13 protein-coding genes are annotated in these 16,473 nt (G+C 71.2%); 7 read left to right on the top strand and 6 right to left on the bottom strand.

What is annotated here, in order from left to right; all coding sequences use genetic code 11:
* Window positions 1–4: 4 nt before the first annotated feature.
* Both murJ and AB0I72_RS23185 read right to left on the bottom strand, forming a co-directional pair.
* On the bottom strand, window positions 5–1,828 hold the full coding sequence (gene murJ / locus AB0I72_RS23190; protein WP_358572117.1) for a murein biosynthesis integral membrane protein MurJ: 1,824 nt from the start codon (window positions 1,826–1,828) through the stop codon (window positions 5–7).
* Window positions 1,829–1,911: 83 nt separating this feature from the next.
* Window positions 1,912–4,386 (bottom strand): DUF6049 family protein, encoded by a 2,475-nt coding sequence (locus tag AB0I72_RS23185; RefSeq protein ID WP_358572115.1) that lies wholly within the window; start codon window positions 4,384–4,386, stop codon window positions 1,912–1,914.
* Between the two features lie 247 nt (window positions 4,387–4,633).
* Between AB0I72_RS23185 and AB0I72_RS23180 the strand changes: the two genes are divergently transcribed.
* Window positions 4,634–6,148 carry a CCA tRNA nucleotidyltransferase gene (locus AB0I72_RS23180; protein WP_358572113.1) on the top strand — a complete coding sequence of 505 codons (1,515 nt, stop codon included), beginning with the start codon at window positions 4,634–4,636 and terminating at the stop codon, window positions 6,146–6,148.
* Here the strand turns inward: AB0I72_RS23180 and AB0I72_RS23175 are convergent.
* Window positions 6,145–6,870, bottom strand: coding sequence for a class I SAM-dependent methyltransferase (locus AB0I72_RS23175; protein WP_358572111.1), 726 nt, complete (start codon window positions 6,868–6,870; stop codon window positions 6,145–6,147). The genes AB0I72_RS23180 and AB0I72_RS23175 overlap by 4 nt on opposite strands.
* Window positions 6,871–7,087: 217 nt before the next feature.
* Between AB0I72_RS23175 and AB0I72_RS23170 the strand changes: the two genes are divergently transcribed.
* Complete coding sequence (locus AB0I72_RS23170; protein WP_358572109.1) at window positions 7,088–7,273, top strand: type II toxin-antitoxin system prevent-host-death family antitoxin; 186 nt, start codon at window positions 7,088–7,090, stop codon at window positions 7,271–7,273.
* A 131-nt stretch (window positions 7,274–7,404) separates the two neighbouring features.
* Here the strand turns inward: AB0I72_RS23170 and AB0I72_RS23165 are convergent, their stop codons facing one another.
* The 3 genes from AB0I72_RS23165 to AB0I72_RS23155 are packed head-to-tail and all read right to left on the bottom strand — an operon-like array spanning window position 7,405 to window position 10,479.
* Complete coding sequence (locus AB0I72_RS23165; protein ID WP_358572107.1) at window positions 7,405–8,046, bottom strand: LysE family translocator; 642 nt, start codon at window positions 8,044–8,046, stop codon at window positions 7,405–7,407.
* Window positions 8,047–8,061: 15 nt separating this feature from the next.
* On the bottom strand, window positions 8,062–9,348 hold the full coding sequence (locus tag AB0I72_RS23160) for an MFS transporter (RefSeq protein ID WP_358572105.1): 1,287 nt from the start codon (window positions 9,346–9,348) through the stop codon (window positions 8,062–8,064).
* A 51-nt stretch (window positions 9,349–9,399) separates the two neighbouring features.
* Window positions 9,400–10,479 (bottom strand): inositol-3-phosphate synthase, encoded by a 1,080-nt coding sequence (locus tag AB0I72_RS23155; RefSeq protein ID WP_358572103.1) that lies wholly within the window; start codon window positions 10,477–10,479, stop codon window positions 9,400–9,402.
* A gap of 819 nt (window positions 10,480–11,298) precedes the next feature.
* Between AB0I72_RS23155 and AB0I72_RS23150 the strand changes: the two genes are divergently transcribed.
* The 5 genes from AB0I72_RS23150 to rplI all read left to right on the top strand — a co-directional run bounded on the left by AB0I72_RS23150 (window position 11,299) and on the right by rplI (window position 16,295).
* Window positions 11,299–14,208, top strand: coding sequence for a transglycosylase domain-containing protein (locus tag AB0I72_RS23150; RefSeq protein WP_358572101.1), 2,910 nt, complete (start codon window positions 11,299–11,301; stop codon window positions 14,206–14,208).
* Window positions 14,209–14,483: 275 nt separating this feature from the next.
* Window positions 14,484–14,774, top strand: coding sequence for a 30S ribosomal protein S6 (gene rpsF, locus AB0I72_RS23145; RefSeq protein WP_358572099.1), 291 nt, complete (start codon window positions 14,484–14,486; stop codon window positions 14,772–14,774).
* Between the two features lie 118 nt (window positions 14,775–14,892).
* Entirely contained in the window at window positions 14,893–15,471 is a 579-nt protein-coding gene (locus tag AB0I72_RS23140; RefSeq protein WP_358572098.1) for a single-stranded DNA-binding protein, read from the top strand.
* A 112-nt stretch (window positions 15,472–15,583) separates the two neighbouring features.
* Window positions 15,584–15,820, top strand: coding sequence for a 30S ribosomal protein S18 (rpsR, locus tag AB0I72_RS23135; RefSeq protein ID WP_075925898.1), 237 nt, complete (start codon window positions 15,584–15,586; stop codon window positions 15,818–15,820).
* Between the two features lie 28 nt (window positions 15,821–15,848).
* Complete coding sequence (gene rplI / locus AB0I72_RS23130) at window positions 15,849–16,295, top strand: 50S ribosomal protein L9 (protein ID WP_358572095.1); 447 nt, start codon at window positions 15,849–15,851, stop codon at window positions 16,293–16,295.
* The last annotated feature ends 178 nt before the right edge of the window (window positions 16,296–16,473 follow it).

Below are 16,473 nucleotides of genomic sequence, written 5' to 3'. Positions count from 1 at the left end.
GGGGTCATCGACGCAGGCGGCCCCGGATCAGTTCCACGGCCGAGGTGAGCTCCGGCACCCGCAGCAGCTTGGCCGCGCCCAGGAACAGGACCGCCCCCAGGAGGCAGCCCACCGCGGGGGCGCCGATGTAGCTGGCGAGGCCGGGGCCGACGTAGGCGTCGAAGAACCAGAGCACGCCCAGTCCTGCGGCGACGCTCGGGACGACGGCCACGTGCAGGCGCAACAATGTGCCAACCGCGTGCCTCCCGTCAAGCCCCCCGAGACGTCGGCTCAGCAGGTTGCCCGCGATGGTCAGGCCGGACACGAACGAGAACATGAACCCGGCGGCCACGCCCACGACGACGCGGTCCGGCGGCAGGAGCAGGTACGCGGTCAGCGCGAGCGCGCTGTGCACGGCCAGGTTGGCGACGGCGACCATCGCCGGGGTGCGGGTGTCGCCGAGCGCGAAGTACACGCGCAGCATGAGCTGGAAGACCGTGAACGGCACCAGGCCCAGCGCCATGACCGCGAGGATCTGGCCGATGTTGCCGGCGTCGGCCACCGAGATCGATCCGCGGGCGAAGGCCAGGATGGACAGCGGGACCGCGTACATCGCGATCGCGAAGGACAGCGGCACCAGGACGAAGGACGAGATCCGCAGCGTCCGGGAGAAGTCGGAGCGCACCGCCGCCCAGTCGCGGTCCTCGGCGTGCGCGCTCATCCGGGGCAGGAGCACGGTGATCAGCGAGACCGCGATGATCGCGTACGGCAGCTGGAAGAGCTGGTACGCCAGGTTGTAGGCGGTGATGCCCGCACCGACGTCCCGGCCCTGCTCGATGCCCGCCACGTTGGCGGCGTTGGCGATGTTGGTCGTGATCCACAGCCCGGCCTGCGTGAGCAGCGTGTACAGCATCATCCACCCGGCGGTGCGCAGGGCCTCGCCCAGGCCGCTGCCGCGCAGGTCGAGCCGGGGCCGCCAGCGGTAGCCGGAGCGGCGCAGCGCGACGAACAGCACGAGCGCCTGGAGGGCCATGCCCGCCGCCGTGCCCGCGCCGAGCAGGGTCAGCTGCGCGTCCGGGACCGGCGGCTCGCTGCCCGGCCCGGCCGCCCACAGGAACATCCCGCCGACGGCCATGATCACCAGGTTGTTGAGCACGGGGGCCCACACCGGCGCGCCGAACCGGTTCCGGGTGTTGAGCATGGCGCTGAGCAGGCCGCTCATGCCCACGAAGAAGATCTGCGTCAGCAGGTAGCGCGCGAGGAACACCGAGTCGTCGAACTGCGCCGCGGTGAACCGCGACCCGTACATCCAGATGAGGAACTCGGCCGACAGCACGGCGACCGTCGTGAGCAGCAGCAGCGCCAGCAGCGTGGTCGTGAACAGCCGGTCCTCGGTGGCCTTGCCGCCGTCGGCGTCGCGCTTGCGCCGCTTGACCAGGAACGGCACGATCACGCTGGCCATCAGGCCGCCGATGAGCAGGTCGTTGAGGATGAACGGGATCGTGTGCGCGGTGTTGTAGGCGTCGCCGAGCAGGTGGGTGCCGATCGCCGCGCCCAGCACGATCGTGCGCGCGAACCCGGTGATCCGGGAGGCCATGGTGCCCACGGCCATGATCGCGCTGGACCGCATCAGCCCGCCCGAGGACCCGGCCCCCTCGTCCTCCCCGTCGCGGCGGGCGTCCTCCTCGAACACGGGCTCGGGCAGCTCCCCCTCCTCGAAGGTGGGGGCGGGGCCGCCGCTCGGACGGAGGGGGTCCTCACCAGGGACGGGGCCCCGACGGTGGCGCGGCTGGTACTGGGCGGAACGGTCGGCGCGGTGTCCGCCGTCGTTCGGGGAGTCGGTGACCACCGTGGATCAGGCTTCCTTTCGTAGGACCGGGGAGGGCGACGTGTCGTCGTGTCGACAGGACGACAGGTCGGCGGGGGAACAGGTCACGTCGTCGCGTCGTTCCCGCCCGCGTCGTGACCAGTGTCCCCGGTGGCGTCGGTGGACGGTTTCGCCGCGGCGGCCCCGGAGGCGTCCGCGCGACCGTCGGAGGAACCCTCGGGGGTGTCCCCGGCGGAGGCGTTCCGCGCGGCGCGCGCGGCCTGCCCGCGCAGCCACTTGCGGACCGCGCGCGGGGCCAGCGCCGCGACCAGGATCAGCAGCCCGATACCGCTGATCAGGAGCGCCTGGGTGCCCAGACCCGTGGCGTTGACCGGAATCACGGTGGCATGGGCGCTGATCGGCTCGCCCGCCTCGTTCTGCAGGCTCGCCTGGAGTTCCGTGCGGCCGTTGATCCTGGCCGTGAGCGGAATGTACACGGTGGTCTTCGCGCCGGGGGCGATCTCGAAGGACCGGGTGTAGCCGCCGACGCTCAGCCGCTCGGAGTTCTCCGAGTACACCGACAGGATGACGTGGACGGTCTCGTCCTCCAGGTCGTTGGCCACGACGATGCCGGTGGTGCCCGTGCTGCTGGCCAGCGTGACCGGTTCGCCGGGGATGATCCGCACGTCGCCGAGGCGCTCGTCGATCGAGTCGGACACCAGCGAGCGGATGGCTCCGGCGATGTCCTCCCGCTCACGCCAGTGGTACGACTCCATCCGCAGCACCGCCGGGCGGAACGGGTCGCTGCCCCCGAGCAGGACGCTGTTGAACAGGCGCACGTCGCGGTTGACGTCCGCGACCTGGCCGAGGTAGATCGAGGTCAGCTCGTCCGTGTAGCCGCGCTCCGGGTACGTGAGCGCCCGGCGGGTGGTCTCCCGGTCGTCCGGGTCGGCCAGCTCGACGTCCTCCAGCCGCTCGGGCGTCAGCCACGGCAGGGAGTCGCTGGCCTCCAGGACCCCGGCGGCCAGCTCCGCGCTCGGGTTCCAGTCGGGGCCGGGGTAGGCGACCACGACCCGGTCGCTCCCGGCGTTCTCCCCGGCGATCATCGCGGTCTCGGCGGCGAACCGCTGGAGGGCCAGTTCGCTCTCGCCCGGCCCCCGGGACGGCATGGCCAGCACGTCCGCCAGGCCCTGGTCGGCGATCAGCGCGAACGGCTCCTCCTCGGGGCCGCCCTCGACCGGGCTCAGCGCGGCCTGGGCGGTCGGGGTGGTGGACAGGCCGGACGCGGCGGGCATGGCCGACTCGTCCAGGAGGAACCGGTGGGCGCCGTCGCCGGACAGGAACGCGTACACGGCGTCGTCCATGAGGCCGTCGGCGGGGAGCGCGAAGGACGAGTCCGCCGCCACGCCCAGAGCCCGCTCGACCGCGCTCCGGCCGGTCTCCAGCGAGGCCGTGGCGTCGGCCTCCATGCCGTTGCGCAGCAGGGACGCGAGGTCCACGGAGGCGTAGGGGGTGGCGATGACGGTGTCCTCGGCCAGGGCCGCCCGGGCCTCGCGCAGCCACACCTGGGCGGCGACGTCGGCCGGCCGCTCCTCGCGCCCCGGGTCGGAGCCCTCGGAGACCGCGCCGGGGTCGTCCAGGACGTCGTGGGACTCCCGGGCCAGGCGCACGATGTCGTCCAGGGTCGCGGGGTCCACGGCCCAGGTGACCGGGACGCCCGCGGACTCGGCCGACCCGGTCTCCTCCCCGTCGGAGCCCTCCGCCTCCGGGGAGGCCTCGGCGTCCTCGCCGCCCGTCGCCTCGTCCCCCGTGGGTTCGGCGTCGGAGGGCTCGGCGGTCGCGTCCTCCGTCGGCTCGTCCGTGGCCTCCGGCCCGGGGGTGGCCTCCGGCGGTTCCTCGTCCAGTCCGAGCAGTTCGACGAGGTCCTCGTCCCCGGTCTCGAAGGACAGGTCGCTCTGGGCGCCCGCCTCCAGCAGGCGGCCCAGGCGGCCGTCCTCGCCGACCGAGCCCGCGAGCGCGTCGCTGAGGAAGGTGTCGTCGTCCGCGCGCTGGGGCGTGGCCATGAGCGGCCACACCCACGCGATGTCCACCGAGGGGACGTCCTCGTCGTCCTCGCCGGTGAAGGGGAGGAAGGTGTACTGGGCGCCCAGGCGCTCACCGTCGCCGTCGACGGCCTCGATCACCAGCGGGTACACGCCGAACGACGACAGTCCGAGGTCCTCGACCGGCACGCTGAGCGAGAACTCCTCGCTGGCGTCCGGCTCCAGGGAGGCGGCCACGTCCTCGTCGGGACCGGACGCGCCCGGCTGCCAGCCGTGGCCCGAGGCGAACTCGTCCAGGTCCTCGCGGCCGCTGAACGGGCTGCGGGAGTAGCGGATCCGAACGGTGACGTCCTCGACACCGTCCGCGGTGGTGTTGGTCACCACCCCGGAGACCCGCAGGGTGCTGTCCGCGTCGACGGCGTCCGGGGTGACGCGCTCGACGACGAGCGGCTCGACCGACTCGTCGTTCCCGGGCTCCGCCAGAGCTGTCGTGGCCGGTATCGGAAGCAGACCGGCGGTCATGGCCATGACCGCGGTCGCGGAGGCAAATCGACGCAACGCTTGACCGGTTTCCTGATTCGGGTCCAGGTGGCCGTCCCGCCGGGGACACGGCGCGGGGGCGGGATCGGTCTCGGTGCCCGCACGGCGCACGCGGCGGACGTGGGTCGGCGGGACGTGAGGCCGACGGATCGTCCCACCACCGCTCCCGAAGATACCGCCCGGGGCCGCCCGGCGTCTCCTCCGGCGGGCGCCGGCCGTCGTCGGCGGGGAGTGCGGCCGTGGAACATGCCCTAATCTGCGTGGTGTGCCGAACACAGAGTTTTCGAGTGAGAACGACACCGCCCAGCGTCCGAACACCCCGACGGGTTCCGTCGAGGGTGCGCTGACGGGCGAACAGCGGGCGGCGATCACCGCGCTGGTCGACTCGATCCAGCCCGTCTCGGGCGAACTCGGCGACCGCTTCTCCGCGCACGACCAGCAGCTCGCCGTCGTCGGCGGGCCGGTGCGCGACGCGTTGCTCGGCAGAATGTCCAACGACGTGGACCTGACCACGGACGCCGTGCCCCAGCGGATCCTGGAGATCGTCGACGGCTGGGCCGACTCCGTGTGGACGGTGGGGATCGAGTTCGGCACGGTGGGGCTGCGCAAGCGCGGCCTGCAGCTGGAGATCACCACCTACCGGAGCGAGTCCTACTCGCCCAAGTCGCGCAAGCCCGAGGTCAACTACGGCACCGACATCCACGACGACCTGCTGCGCCGGGACTTCACCGTCAACGCCATGGCGGTGCGCCTGCCCAGCCGGGAGTTCGTCGACCCCTTCGGCGGACTCGCCGACCTGCGGGCCGGAGTGCTGCGCACGCCCGGGCGGCCCGAGGACTCCTTCAGCGACGACCCGCTGCGCATCATGCGCGCGGTCCGCTTCGCCGCCCAGCTGGGTTTCACGCTCGCTCCCGAGGTGGCCGAGGCCGCCCGGGACATGGCGGACCGGCTGACCATCGTCTCCGCCGAGCGGATCCGGGACGAGCTGGTCAAGCTCATGCTCAGCCCGAACCCGCGGCGCGGGATCGAGCTCATGGCCGACCTGGGGATCGCCCGGCACGTGCTGCCCGAGGTCCCCAGGATGCGGCTGGAGATCGACGAGCACCACCGCCACAAGGACGTCTACGAGCACTCGCTGACCGTCCTCGACCAGGCCATCGACCTGGAGCGCAAGCGCGGGCACGAGCCCGACCTCGTGCTGCGCCTGGCCGCACTGCTGCACGACATCGGCAAGCCCAGGACGCGCTCCTTCGAGTCCGGCAACCGGGTCACCTTCCACCACCACGAGGTGGTCGGCGCGTCCATGAGCCGCAAACGCCTCACCGCGCTGCGTTTCCCCAAGGACGTGGTGTCCGACGTCAGCACCCTGGTCGCGCTGCACCTGCGGTTCCACGGCTACGGCAAGGGCGAGTGGACCGACTCCGCGGTGCGCCGGTACGCCCGGGACGCCGGGGACCAGCTGGAGCGGCTGCACATCCTCACCCGCGCCGACTGCACCACGCGCAACCGCCGCAAGGCCGCCGCCCTGGCGCGCTCCTACGACGACATCGAACGCCGGATCGCCGAGCTCGCCGAGCAGGAGGAGCTCGACCGGATCCGGCCGGACCTGGACGGCAACGAGATCCAGCGGACCCTGGGCATCAGGCCGGGGCCGCTCGTCGGCCGCGCCTACCGCTTCCTGCTGGAGCTGCGCCTGGAGAACGGGCCGATGTCCAAGGAGGACGCGACCGCCGCGCTGCGCGCCTGGGCCGCCGAGCACCTGGAGCAGGAGGCGCCCTAACGGCCGGGCTTGACGGCGGTCACGGCCATCGCCATGCCGAACACGCGCAGCGGGGTGCCCTCCAGGCGGTCGGAGACCGTCTGGAGCGGCCGGGGCCGACGGTCGAACGGCGGCATGATGTAGCTGATCGCCCGCACACGCAGCCCGGCGCCGCGCAGCAGGCGGCCCATCTCCTGGGTGGTGAACGCGCGGGCGTCGGACATGCGGTCGTGCAGGGGGCGGACCCACGGCAGGAACGGGGCGGTCAGGGCCGAACGCCGCCGCTCGCCCCAGAGCACCCCGTGGGTCTCGAAGGGGAACCACCGGTTGGGCGTGGTCAGGGAGAACGCGCCCCCGGGCCTGAGGACCCGGTGGATCTCCGCGAGGCCGCCCTCCAGGTCCTCCAGGTGCTCCAGCACCTCGAACGCCGTCACCCGGTCGAAGGTGTTGGCCTCGAAGGCGAGGGATTCGGCGGACATCTTGTGCACGCCGACGCGGTGCTCCAGTTCGGTTCCGGCGATCCGCTCCTCGAACGCGCGCAGGCGTTCCGGCTCCACGTCGACGGCGTCCACCCGCACGTACCCGCGCGCCAGTTCGACGGTGTAGGTGCCGTCCCCGCAACCCACGTCCAGCAGGCGGTCGCCGTAGGTCGGCAGGTGCTGGGACACGGCCTCCATGCGCTTGGCCACCCCCCGGGCGCCGAAGGCGCTCGTCGGGTTCCCGAGTCCGTAACCGCCGGTCATGGCGCACCATCCCCTGCTCGTAGGCGAGTCCTTTCCGGGGACACTACATGAAGTGACGTTCCCATCACCCTGGGATGGGAGAGTTGGGCTCCGTCGGGAGAGTCCGTGTCCGATCGGCGGGAACAAGAAGGTGGGGCGCCGAGGGGGCGGCTATGGTGCGGCGTGGAAGAAGTGGCCGTATTCGCGAGGGTGAAGGCGGCGACCAGAGGAGGGGGACATGAGAGTCGGCATCAAGGATCTACGTGACGGCCTGACCCGACACCTCGGCGAGGTGCGCGAGGGGCACACCATCACCGTCACCGACCACGGGAAGCCGATCGCGAGGATCGTTCCGGTGGGAGAGCACAGCACCCTGGACCGACTCATCCTGGAGGGGCAGGTCAAGCCGGCTCGCCGTGCCTAACGCGGCGCCCCCGCACGGATCAAGGCCAGCGGCACGGTGAGTGATCTCGTGGTGGCCTGCGGGGACCGCCGGCTCCTCGACGCCTGTGCGGCTCTGGGGCTGGCCACGGGTGACACCGCCGCCTGACCCGCTCAGCCGCGGCGGCCGGTCAGCGCGAACTGCGCCCCGATCCCGATCATCAGCGTCCCCGACACCACTCCGGTGACCTCCATCCGCCGGGGCCGGGCGGCGAACCACCCGCGCACCGTGCCCGCGAGCAGTCCGTAACACGTGTCCGAGACGATCGCGGTCAGCAGGAAGACGGCTCCGAACAGCGCGATCTGCGGCGCGACCGGCCCGAGCGCGGGGTCGGCGAACTGGGGGAGCGCGGCGACGAAGAAGACCAGGGTCTTGGGGTTGGTCACCCCCACCACGAACCCGTCCCACAGCGACCGCGCGTGGGACAGCCGTCCGGCGGCCGATCCGGTGAGGGCGTCGGAGGCGGCCTTGCGGTGCCGGATGGTCTGGACGCCGAGGTGGACGAGGTAGGCGGCCCCGGCCAGCTTCACCGCCGTGAACAGCGGCGCGAACGCGGTGACCAGCGCCCCGACGCCGAAGGCGACCGCCAGCACGAGGACCAGGCCGCCGAGCGCGTTGCCGAGCACCGAGAGCACGGCCACGCCGCGCCCGTGCGCGATGGCCCGGCCGACGACGAACAGGACGCTCGGTCCCGGGACCACGACGAGCAGCACGGACGCGAGGGTGAAGGTCAGGAGGGTGGTCACGGTCGGCATGGGGTCCTCTTCCGGTCAGGGAGGGTGGGCGGAAGCGTACAGCAAGCGGGCCCGGGCCGCCCAGGCCGCCGCCATGGCCAGGTAGGCCACCGCCATCCCCGCCACCACGGGCACGCTCACCCCGGACGGCGGCACGAGTCCGGCCGTGAGCGCGGCGCCCAGCACGAACGTCGCGTTGAACAGCACGTCGTACACGGAGAACACACGGCCCCGGAACGCGTCGTCGACATGTCGCTGAACCAACGTGTCGACCGTGACCTTCACCCCCTGGGAGACCAGACCCAGGACGAACGCGGCCACCGGGAACAGCACGGGGGAGAACGGCAGCCCGAACGCCACCAGCGTCACCGCGGCCAGCGCCAGCAGCAGCGCGATCCACGTGCTCGGGCTGACCCGCGCGGTCGCCCACGGCGTGGCCACGGCGCCCAGGAAGAACCCGACCGCCGAGAGCCCCATCGCCACGGAGAACCCCGCCAGCCCGGCGACACCGCCGCCGGTGAACGTGTTGTTGTACAGCAGCAGCGTGATGAGCGTGGCGATCCCGAACAGGACCCGGTGACCACCGATCGTCAGCAGGCCGTCCCTGGGCGCGGGGCGTTCCCACACGTGCCGCAGACCGGCGACCATCCCGCGCACGACGTTGCGCACGGCCGCGCGCACCGCCTCCGGTTCGCGCTCCAGGTGGGGGCCCAGCTCCCGGTACCCCAGGGTGAGGGACACCCCGGCCGCCCCGGCGAAGCCCAGCGCGGCGGCGAACAGGATCAGCCCGGTGCCCAGTGCGGCCTCGCCGCCGACCAGGCCGATCGCCGCGCCCGCCCCGGCGCCGAGGAAGCTCGCGATGGTGCCGCTGGTCGGGGTGACCGCGTTGGCCATCATCAGCTTGTCGCGGGGTACGACGTACGGCAGACCGGCCGAGAGCCCGGACAGGAAGAAGCGGTTGACGCTCATCACCAGCAGCGCGGCGACGAAGAACGAGGGACCCTCCCCGTTCGACACGAGCAACGCGGTGAGGGTGGCCATGGCCGCCTTGGCGAGGGAGGACAGCAGCAGGACCTGGCGGCGCGGCCAGCGGTCGATGAGGACACCGGCGAACGGCGCGACCACGGAGAAGGGGAGGAGCAGGACGGCGAAGGCCGCGGCCACCGCGCCCGCGCTCGTGTGCTGCTCGGGGGTGAAGAAGACGAAGCCCGCCAGGCCCGCCTGGTAGACGCCGTCGGAGAACTGGGACACCAGCCGGGTGCCGAACAGCCGACGGAACCTCGGCCCCCGCAGGACCACGCGCAGATCGCCGAAGAAGGACACGCGATCAGCCTAGGCCTTGGCCCGGGGCCCCGCGGACCCCGGGCGTACGGGTCAGCTCTCGGCGTCGCCCGCGATGAAGCGCTCGACCGCGTCGTGCGCCTCGCTGTCGCTGTACTGCACGGGCGGGGACTTCATGAAGTAGGAGGAGGGCTCCAGGATCGGGCCGCCGATCCCGCGGTCCTTGGCGATCTTCGCGGCGCGCACCGCGTCGATGATGATGCCCGCGGAGTTGGGGGAGTCCCAGACCTCCAGCTTGTACTCCAGGTTCAGCGGCACGTCGCCGAACGCGCGGCCCTCCAGGCGGATGTAGGCCCACTTGCGGTCGTCCAGCCACGGCACGTGGTCCGACGGGCCGATGTGCACGGACCCGGCGTTGAGCTCGTGGGGGATCTGGGAGGTGACGGACTGGGTCTTGGAGACCTTCTTGGACTCCAGGCGCTCGCGCTCCAACATGTTCTTGAAGTCCATGTTGCCGCCGAAGTTCAGCTGGTAGGTCCGGTCGACGACGACGCCGCGGTCCTCGAACAGCTTGGACAGCACCCGGTGGGTGATGGTCGCGCCGATCTGCGACTTGATGTCGTCACCGATGATCGGCACGCCCGCCTCGGTGAACTTCTCCGCCCACTCGGGGTCGGAGGCGATGAACACGGGCAGGGCGTTGACGAAGGCCACGCCCGCGTCGATCGCGCACTGGGCGTAGAACTTGTCGGCCTCCTCCGAGCCCACCGGCAGGTAGGACACCAGCACGTCGGCCTTGCTGGCCTTGAGCGCGGCGACGACGTCCACGGCGTCCTCGGGGGACTCCTGGATCGTCTCGCGGTAGTACTTGCCGAGCCCGTCGTAGGTCGGGCCGCGCATGACGGTCACGCCGGTCGGCGGGACGTCGCAGATCTTGACCGTGTTGTTCTCGCTGGCCACGATGGCGTCGGCCAGGTCGTGGCCGACCTTCTTCGCGTCCACGTCGAAGGCCGCGACGAACTCGATGTCGCGCACGTGGTACGGGCCGAACTGGACGTGCATCAGGCCGGGAACCCGGGACTCCGGGCTGGCGTCCTTGTAGTACTCCACGCCCTGCACGAGTGACGCCGCACAGTTGCCGACGCCCACGACGGCTACACGTACCGAACCCATAGGTCCTTGCTCCTTCTTCTCCGCGAACATGGATTCCACAGCGCACGACGGCGGAACCGCCCCGGCCGTGGCCGGAACCGTCGTCCCGCGTCCGATTTCCGTATGTGGTCAGCAGCTCACACGGCGGTTCTGTTCCCGTGCACGGCACGCGGGCGCGGGCAGAACGTGTATGTCTGGCTGGTTTGTAAGCAATGACTCTATCCTCGCCCGTTGGCGGAGCCGCATGTCAGACGGGTGACACGCGGGTACGGGGCGGGGCGCGCGGGCACGGCGCGACGGTGCGCGTCCGGGTTCCCGCCGCCCGATTCGCGTCGAATGTCACACGGCCGCCATCGGGTGCGAACCCGGCCCGAACCCGCTTCGGACCTGGGCGTTCGGTGCGTTCGGGGGTCGAACGTGTCGAACCATCCCGTCGCACGCGTTACCCTCGCGCGTGGGTTGTGCTATACGGTTCCATCGCTCTAACGTGACCTGTGATTTGCGTGTGCGGCCAGTAGCACCCCCGGACGCCGTCCTCGCCGCGGCGGTGTCCCTGTCGGAGTGGAGCACCGGCACGGGGGCCGTGCCCCCGCAGGCCAACGACCAGGAGGGAACAGCGCGGCCAACGTCTTCGCGACCTGTGGAAAACCCACACGGGGGACTGCGCGTCCCTCTGATGAGCCTTCGACGACAGGCGCATCGGCGGAGTCGGACGAACGAGTCGTCCCACGCCGGTCGACCGCGGACAGGTCGCGGATCACCGATCCCCCAGGGGGACCGCCCCCCGTTCCACCCAGGAATCGTCAGGCCGACCGGCCGTGAGAGGCAATCGAGGACCACGTGAGTACCGAACGACGACGGAATGCCGACGGCGGCCGTCGCAGGGCCCAGGGCCCGGGCGACGGTCCACGAGGCGGCGGACGACGTAGGGCGGACGGACCCCCGCCGGAGGGCCGCGCGGGCGGACGCCGCCGCCCCGACGACGAGGGCGGTTTCTGGGGCGACGCACCCGTCGAGCGCCCCCGGCGCCCCCGTCCCCAGTCCGACCAGGCGCGTGCCGAGGGCGGCCCCCGCAGGCGGCCCGACGCCCAGCGGCGCCGTCCCCCGGAGGGCGCCGGTGAGCGGCCCAGGCGTCGGCCCCCGGAGGACGGGGACCGTCCGCGCCGCCGTCCCGAGGACGACCGGCCCCGGCGACGTCCGGAGGGCGCGGCGGCAGCGGCGGCCGGAGGCTCGGCCGGTGGCCGTCGGCGCGCGGACGGGCCGCGTGACCCCCGGGACCGGGAGCACGGCGCGCGTTCCGAGGGCGGCGGTCGCGGCCCGGGGCGCGGCGGCCGTGGCGGCGGTGGACGCGGCGGCGGTGGACGCGGCGGCGGCGGTGGTCGTCGGCGCGGACGCCAGGAGGAGCCGGACGACCGCCCGTGGATCAAGCGGGCCTGGTCCAAGACCTGGAAGCCGCTGCTGGCCTTCTGCGGGCTCATGATCATCGGCGGCGTGGCCGCCTTCGCGATCCTGTACGCGGCCGCCCCCGACCCGGATGACCTGCGGGAGCGAGCGGAGCAGGAGATGTCCGCCTCCCAGATCTTCTGGGCGCCGTCGGAGGAGGGGGCCAGGCCCGAAGTCGCGGTGACCACCGGTGAGGTCCAGCGCATCCTGGTCCAGGAGGGGGAGCTGCCGCAGACCGTCGTCAACGGGGTGCTCGCCGCGGAGCAGCGGACCTTCTACGAGGACGGCGGCATCAACGTCATGGGCATCGGCCGCGCGGTCCTGTCCGCGGGGCAGTCGGGCGGTGGCTCCACCATCACCCAGCAGATGGCCCGGAACTACTACGGCGACCTCAGTGGCGAGAACCGCTACATTCGCAAGATCCGTGAGATCTTCATCGCGATCAAGCTGGACCAGAACCGCACCAAGGACGAGATCCTCACCACCTACCTGAACACGATCTACTTCGGTCGCGGGGCCTCGGGCATCGAGATGGCGGCCGACCGGTACTTCGACAAGGACCTGGACGAGCTGACCGACGCCGAGGGCGCGTTCCTGGGCATCATCATCCAGCTGCCGAGCGAGTTCGAGAACCCGGCCGAGGACTCCTGGACGAAGACCTACCTGGAGGAGGAGCGCTGGCCCTACGTCCAGGAGCAGTTGGCGCTCATGAACGAGGCGGACCCGAACCTGGGTCTTCCGCGTGACGAGGCGATGGCCCTGGAGATCCCCGAGCGGATTCCGTACGAGGTCGAGGACGACGACCCCGATCCCAAGTTCGGCTACGTCCGCCAGGCCGTGATGAACGAGATCTCGGAGCGGTACGCGGAGGAGGGCGTGACCGCCCAGGACATCGCCACCGGTGGGTACAGGATCGAGACGTCCCTCAACCCCGAACTCATGGACGCCGCAGCCAGGGCCTTCGAAGAGCTCCCGCCGGTGTCCGGGTTCGATCAGGCGGAGCTCGTGGAGGGCCTCACCGCGATCGACCCCGACACCGGCCAGATCGTCGCCTTCCACGGCGGGGACGACTGGACGACCGATGACGACAACTCGTTGATCCGTCGAACCCAGGCGGGTTCGTCCTACAAGCCCTACGTGATGGCGACCGCGCTCTCACAGGGCATCGGCCTGCGCACCCAGCTCGACGGGAGTAACGGCAGGGAGTTCCCCGGCCTCGCCAGCCCGGTGTACAACGCGGACCTTGGGGACCACAATCCCACCGATCTCATCGACTCCACCGCCAACTCCATCAACACGAGCTACGTGGACCTGGCCACCCGTGTGAACAGTCTCGATGACATCGACCGGATGGCGGTCGACCTGGGTGTGGGTGAGGAGCAGGTGGAAACCTCGGCGCGCGGCCCGCTCATCGCGCTGGGCACCCACGAGGTGAGCGCGCTCGACCAGGCCAGTGCGTACGCCACCTTCGCCAACGACGGCGTGCACCTCCCGAGGCACATGATCACCGCGCTGTACGACGGTGACGGAAACGAGGTGACGCCGGACGACGCGGACCTGCTGGAGAACGGCCAGCGGGTCCTCGAACCCGGTGTCGCCGCCGACGCCACCCATGCCATGCGCCAGGTGGTCGAGAACGGCGGTGGCAGCAGCGCCCGCCTTTCCGACGGCCGTCCGGTGGCGGGCAAGACGGGTACCTCGTCCAGCGCGGTCTCGGCGTGGTTCGTCGGATACACGCCGAACCTGTCCGCGGCGGTGGGGATCAGCCGGAGCACTCGGGGCCCGCTCGCGTTCGAGGGGATCGCCAACAGTTCGGTCTTCGGTGGCAGCACCTCCGCACTGGTGTGGAAGGCGTTCATGGAGGAGGCCGTCGGCATCCTGGAGTTGTCGCCGGACGACTTCCCGCCGCCGCAGTACGTCGGTGAGGACCTGAACTTCGCGCCGAGCCCGAGCCCGAGCGAGAGCCCCTCGGAGGACGCGTCCGAGTCGCCGAGCGAGGACCCGTCGCCCTCGCCGAGCGACGACGACGTGTGCGACCCGAACAACCCGGGCAATGGCAACGGAAACGGCAACGGGATCCCGGGCTGTGACGACGACGGCGACTGCGACCCGAGGGACCCCCTGTGCGAGGAGCCGAATCCGACCGACCCGCCGGACGACTGCCCGCTCTGGAACCCCGACTGCAACGATGATCCCGACCCCACCGACGACCCCACGGACGGTGACACCGGCACGGGCGACGGGACCGGCAACGGCAGGCAGGGTGGCAGCAACAACGCCATGGTCCGACCCTCACGGGAGGACTGACCCGGCCACGCGGCCATGACCGAGGGCCGGTGCGCGGCCATCCCGCGCACCGGCCCTTCGCGTGTCCACGCCTCCCGCCAGGACGTTTTGTCGACCTGTCCACAGATCTCCACAAGCCAGCCGACGCGGTGCGTGTCGGCTGGTAATCTTGCATTCCGTATGGCTCAGAGCCCACCCGGCGTCCCGCTCACGCGGAGCGGTGCACGCCTCGGGCTCCTGCCCTCCTGCCATGGAGATTCCATGGCCGCAACAGTCCAGAGGAGGAACGTACGCCTATGCGTCGTTACGAAATCATGGTCATCCTCGAGCCCGGCCTCGACGAGCGCACCGTCGCCCCGTCGCTGGAGAACTTCCTCGCCGTCGTCCGCAACGACGGTGGCAAGGTCGAGAAGGTCGACATCTGGGGCAAGCGTCGGCTCGCCTACGACATCGACAAGAACGCCGAGGGCATCTACGCCGTCATCGACCTCACCGCCGAGCCGGCCACGGTCAAGGAGCTGGACCGCCAGCTCGGGATCAACGAGTCGGTCCTGCGCACCAAGGTCATCCGGCCCGAGGTCCACTAAGAGGGCGTTCGCGCCCGCGCCCCTCACCCGTCTCGTCCGAGTATGTCGGTACCGACACGGATGATCGGGGGAGCAGGCGACCCCGCCTGATCCGACTATCTCGAACCGGAGCCGATTCATGGCAGGCGAAACCCAGATCACGCTCGTCGGCAACCTCGTCGACGACCCTGAACTGCGCTTCACGCCCAGCGGAGCCGCGGTCGCCAACTTCCGTGTGGCGTCCACGCCGCGCACCTTCGACCGCCAGTCGGGTGAGTGGAAGGACGGCGAGTCCATGTTCCTCACCTGCACCGTCTGGCGGCAGTACGCGGAGAACGTGGCCGAGAGCCTCCAGCGTGGCATGCGCGTCATCGTGCAGGGCAGGCTGAAGCAGCGCTCGTACGAGACCCGCGAGGGCGAGAAGCGGACCGTCTTCGAGATCGACGTCGACGAGGTCGGCCCGGCCCTGCGCAGTGCCACCGCCAAGGTGACCAAGACGCAGCGCCAGGGTGGCGGCGGCTTCGGCGGCGGAGGCGGCGGCGGTTTCGGTGGCGGCCAGCCCCAGGGCGGCGGCTACGGGAACCAGGGCGGCGGTTTCGGTGGCCCGCAGGGCGGCCGTAGCGGCCCTCCGGCCGACGACCCGTGGGCGACCAACGGCGGCGGCGGTTTCGGCGGTGGCGGCGGCGGAGGAGGCTTCTCCGACGAACCGCCGTTCTAGCCGGCCCCGCCCGTACCCGACCCGGCGCCCGCCCCTGGGCGCCGAGTCACCATCCACATGTCCACAGACCATCCCCGGGAGGACCCCGGGGCTCTTGCGAAGGAGCACCACGATGGCCAAGGCGGCAGCTCGCAAGCCCAAGAAGAAGGTTTGCCTCTTCTGCCAGGAGAAGCAGTCCTACATCGACTACAAGGACACCACGCTTCTCCGGAAGTTCATCTCCGAGCGCGGCAAGATCCGCGCCCGCCGCGTCACGGGTAACTGCACCCAGCACCAGCGCGACGTCGCGACCGCGATCAAGAACGCGCGCGAGGTGGCCCTGCTGCCCTACACCAGCACCGCGCGCTAGCCGGGATTTTCCGAGGGAGGTTTTTGTCGTGAAGCTGATCCTGACCCACGAGGTCAACGGTCTCGGAGCCCCCGGCGACGTCGTCGAGGTGAAGAACGGCTACGGCCGCAACTACCTGCTGCCCCGCGGGTTCGCCATCCGGTGGACGCGCGGCGGTCAGAAGCAGATCGACCTGATCCAGCGGGCGCGCGCCGCGCGTGACATCCGCACCCTGGACGAGGCCAAGCAGGTCGCCGGCCAGGTCAGCGCGCTCACCGTGCGGCTCAAGCAGCGCGCCGGCGAGGGCGGTCGTCTGTTCGGGGCGGTCAAGCCCGCGGACATCGTCGAGGCCGTCAAGGCCGCCGGCGGTCCCGAGCTGGACAAGCGCCGGATCGAGATCAAGACGCCGATCAAGTCCGCCGGTTCCCACAAGGTCCAGGTCCGCCTGCACTCTGAGGTCTCCGCGCAGATCAAGCTGGACGTCGTCGGCCTCTGAGCCGAACCGTTCCACGCGTCGGTGCCCCGCTTCTCCATGGGAGAGGCGGGGCTTCCGCGTGTGCGGGTCCGTGTGGTGGGAGAGACGTGGGGGACACGCCAAGGAACCGGAACGCACTCTTTAGTTACTCATTGTAACTTATCGTGTTCTCTGTGTTGGTATCGCGCGTAGTGGTACC

The organism is Nocardiopsis sp. NPDC049922, assembly GCF_040660275.1.
Classification (GTDB): Bacteria; Actinomycetota; Actinomycetes; order Streptosporangiales; family Streptosporangiaceae; genus Nocardiopsis.
Note: the sequence above shows the minus strand (reverse complement) of the source record. Positions and strands in the feature narration are given on the sequence as shown.

What these genes read in the sequence shown, in the direction of transcription:
- AB0I72_RS23170 (WP_358572109.1), top strand. Translation starts at nt 7,088, where the DNA reads ATGAGAGTCGGCATCAAGGATCTACGTGACGGCCTGACCCGACACCTC.
- AB0I72_RS23140 (WP_358572098.1), top strand. Translation starts at nt 14,893, where the DNA reads ATGGCAGGCGAAACCCAGATCACGCTCGTCGGCAACCTCGTCGACGAC.
- rpsR (WP_075925898.1), top strand. Translation starts at nt 15,584, where the DNA reads ATGGCCAAGGCGGCAGCTCGCAAGCCCAAGAAGAAGGTTTGCCTCTTC.
- AB0I72_RS23155 (WP_358572103.1), bottom strand. Translation starts at nt 10,479, where the DNA reads ATGGGTTCGGTACGTGTAGCCGTCGTGGGCGTCGGCAACTGTGCGGCG.
- AB0I72_RS23165 (WP_358572107.1), bottom strand. Translation starts at nt 8,046, where the DNA reads ATGCCGACCGTGACCACCCTCCTGACCTTCACCCTCGCGTCCGTGCTG.
- rpsF (WP_358572099.1), top strand. Translation starts at nt 14,484, where the DNA reads ATGCGTCGTTACGAAATCATGGTCATCCTCGAGCCCGGCCTCGACGAG.
- AB0I72_RS23175 (WP_358572111.1), bottom strand. Translation starts at nt 6,870, where the DNA reads ATGACCGGCGGTTACGGACTCGGGAACCCGACGAGCGCCTTCGGCGCC.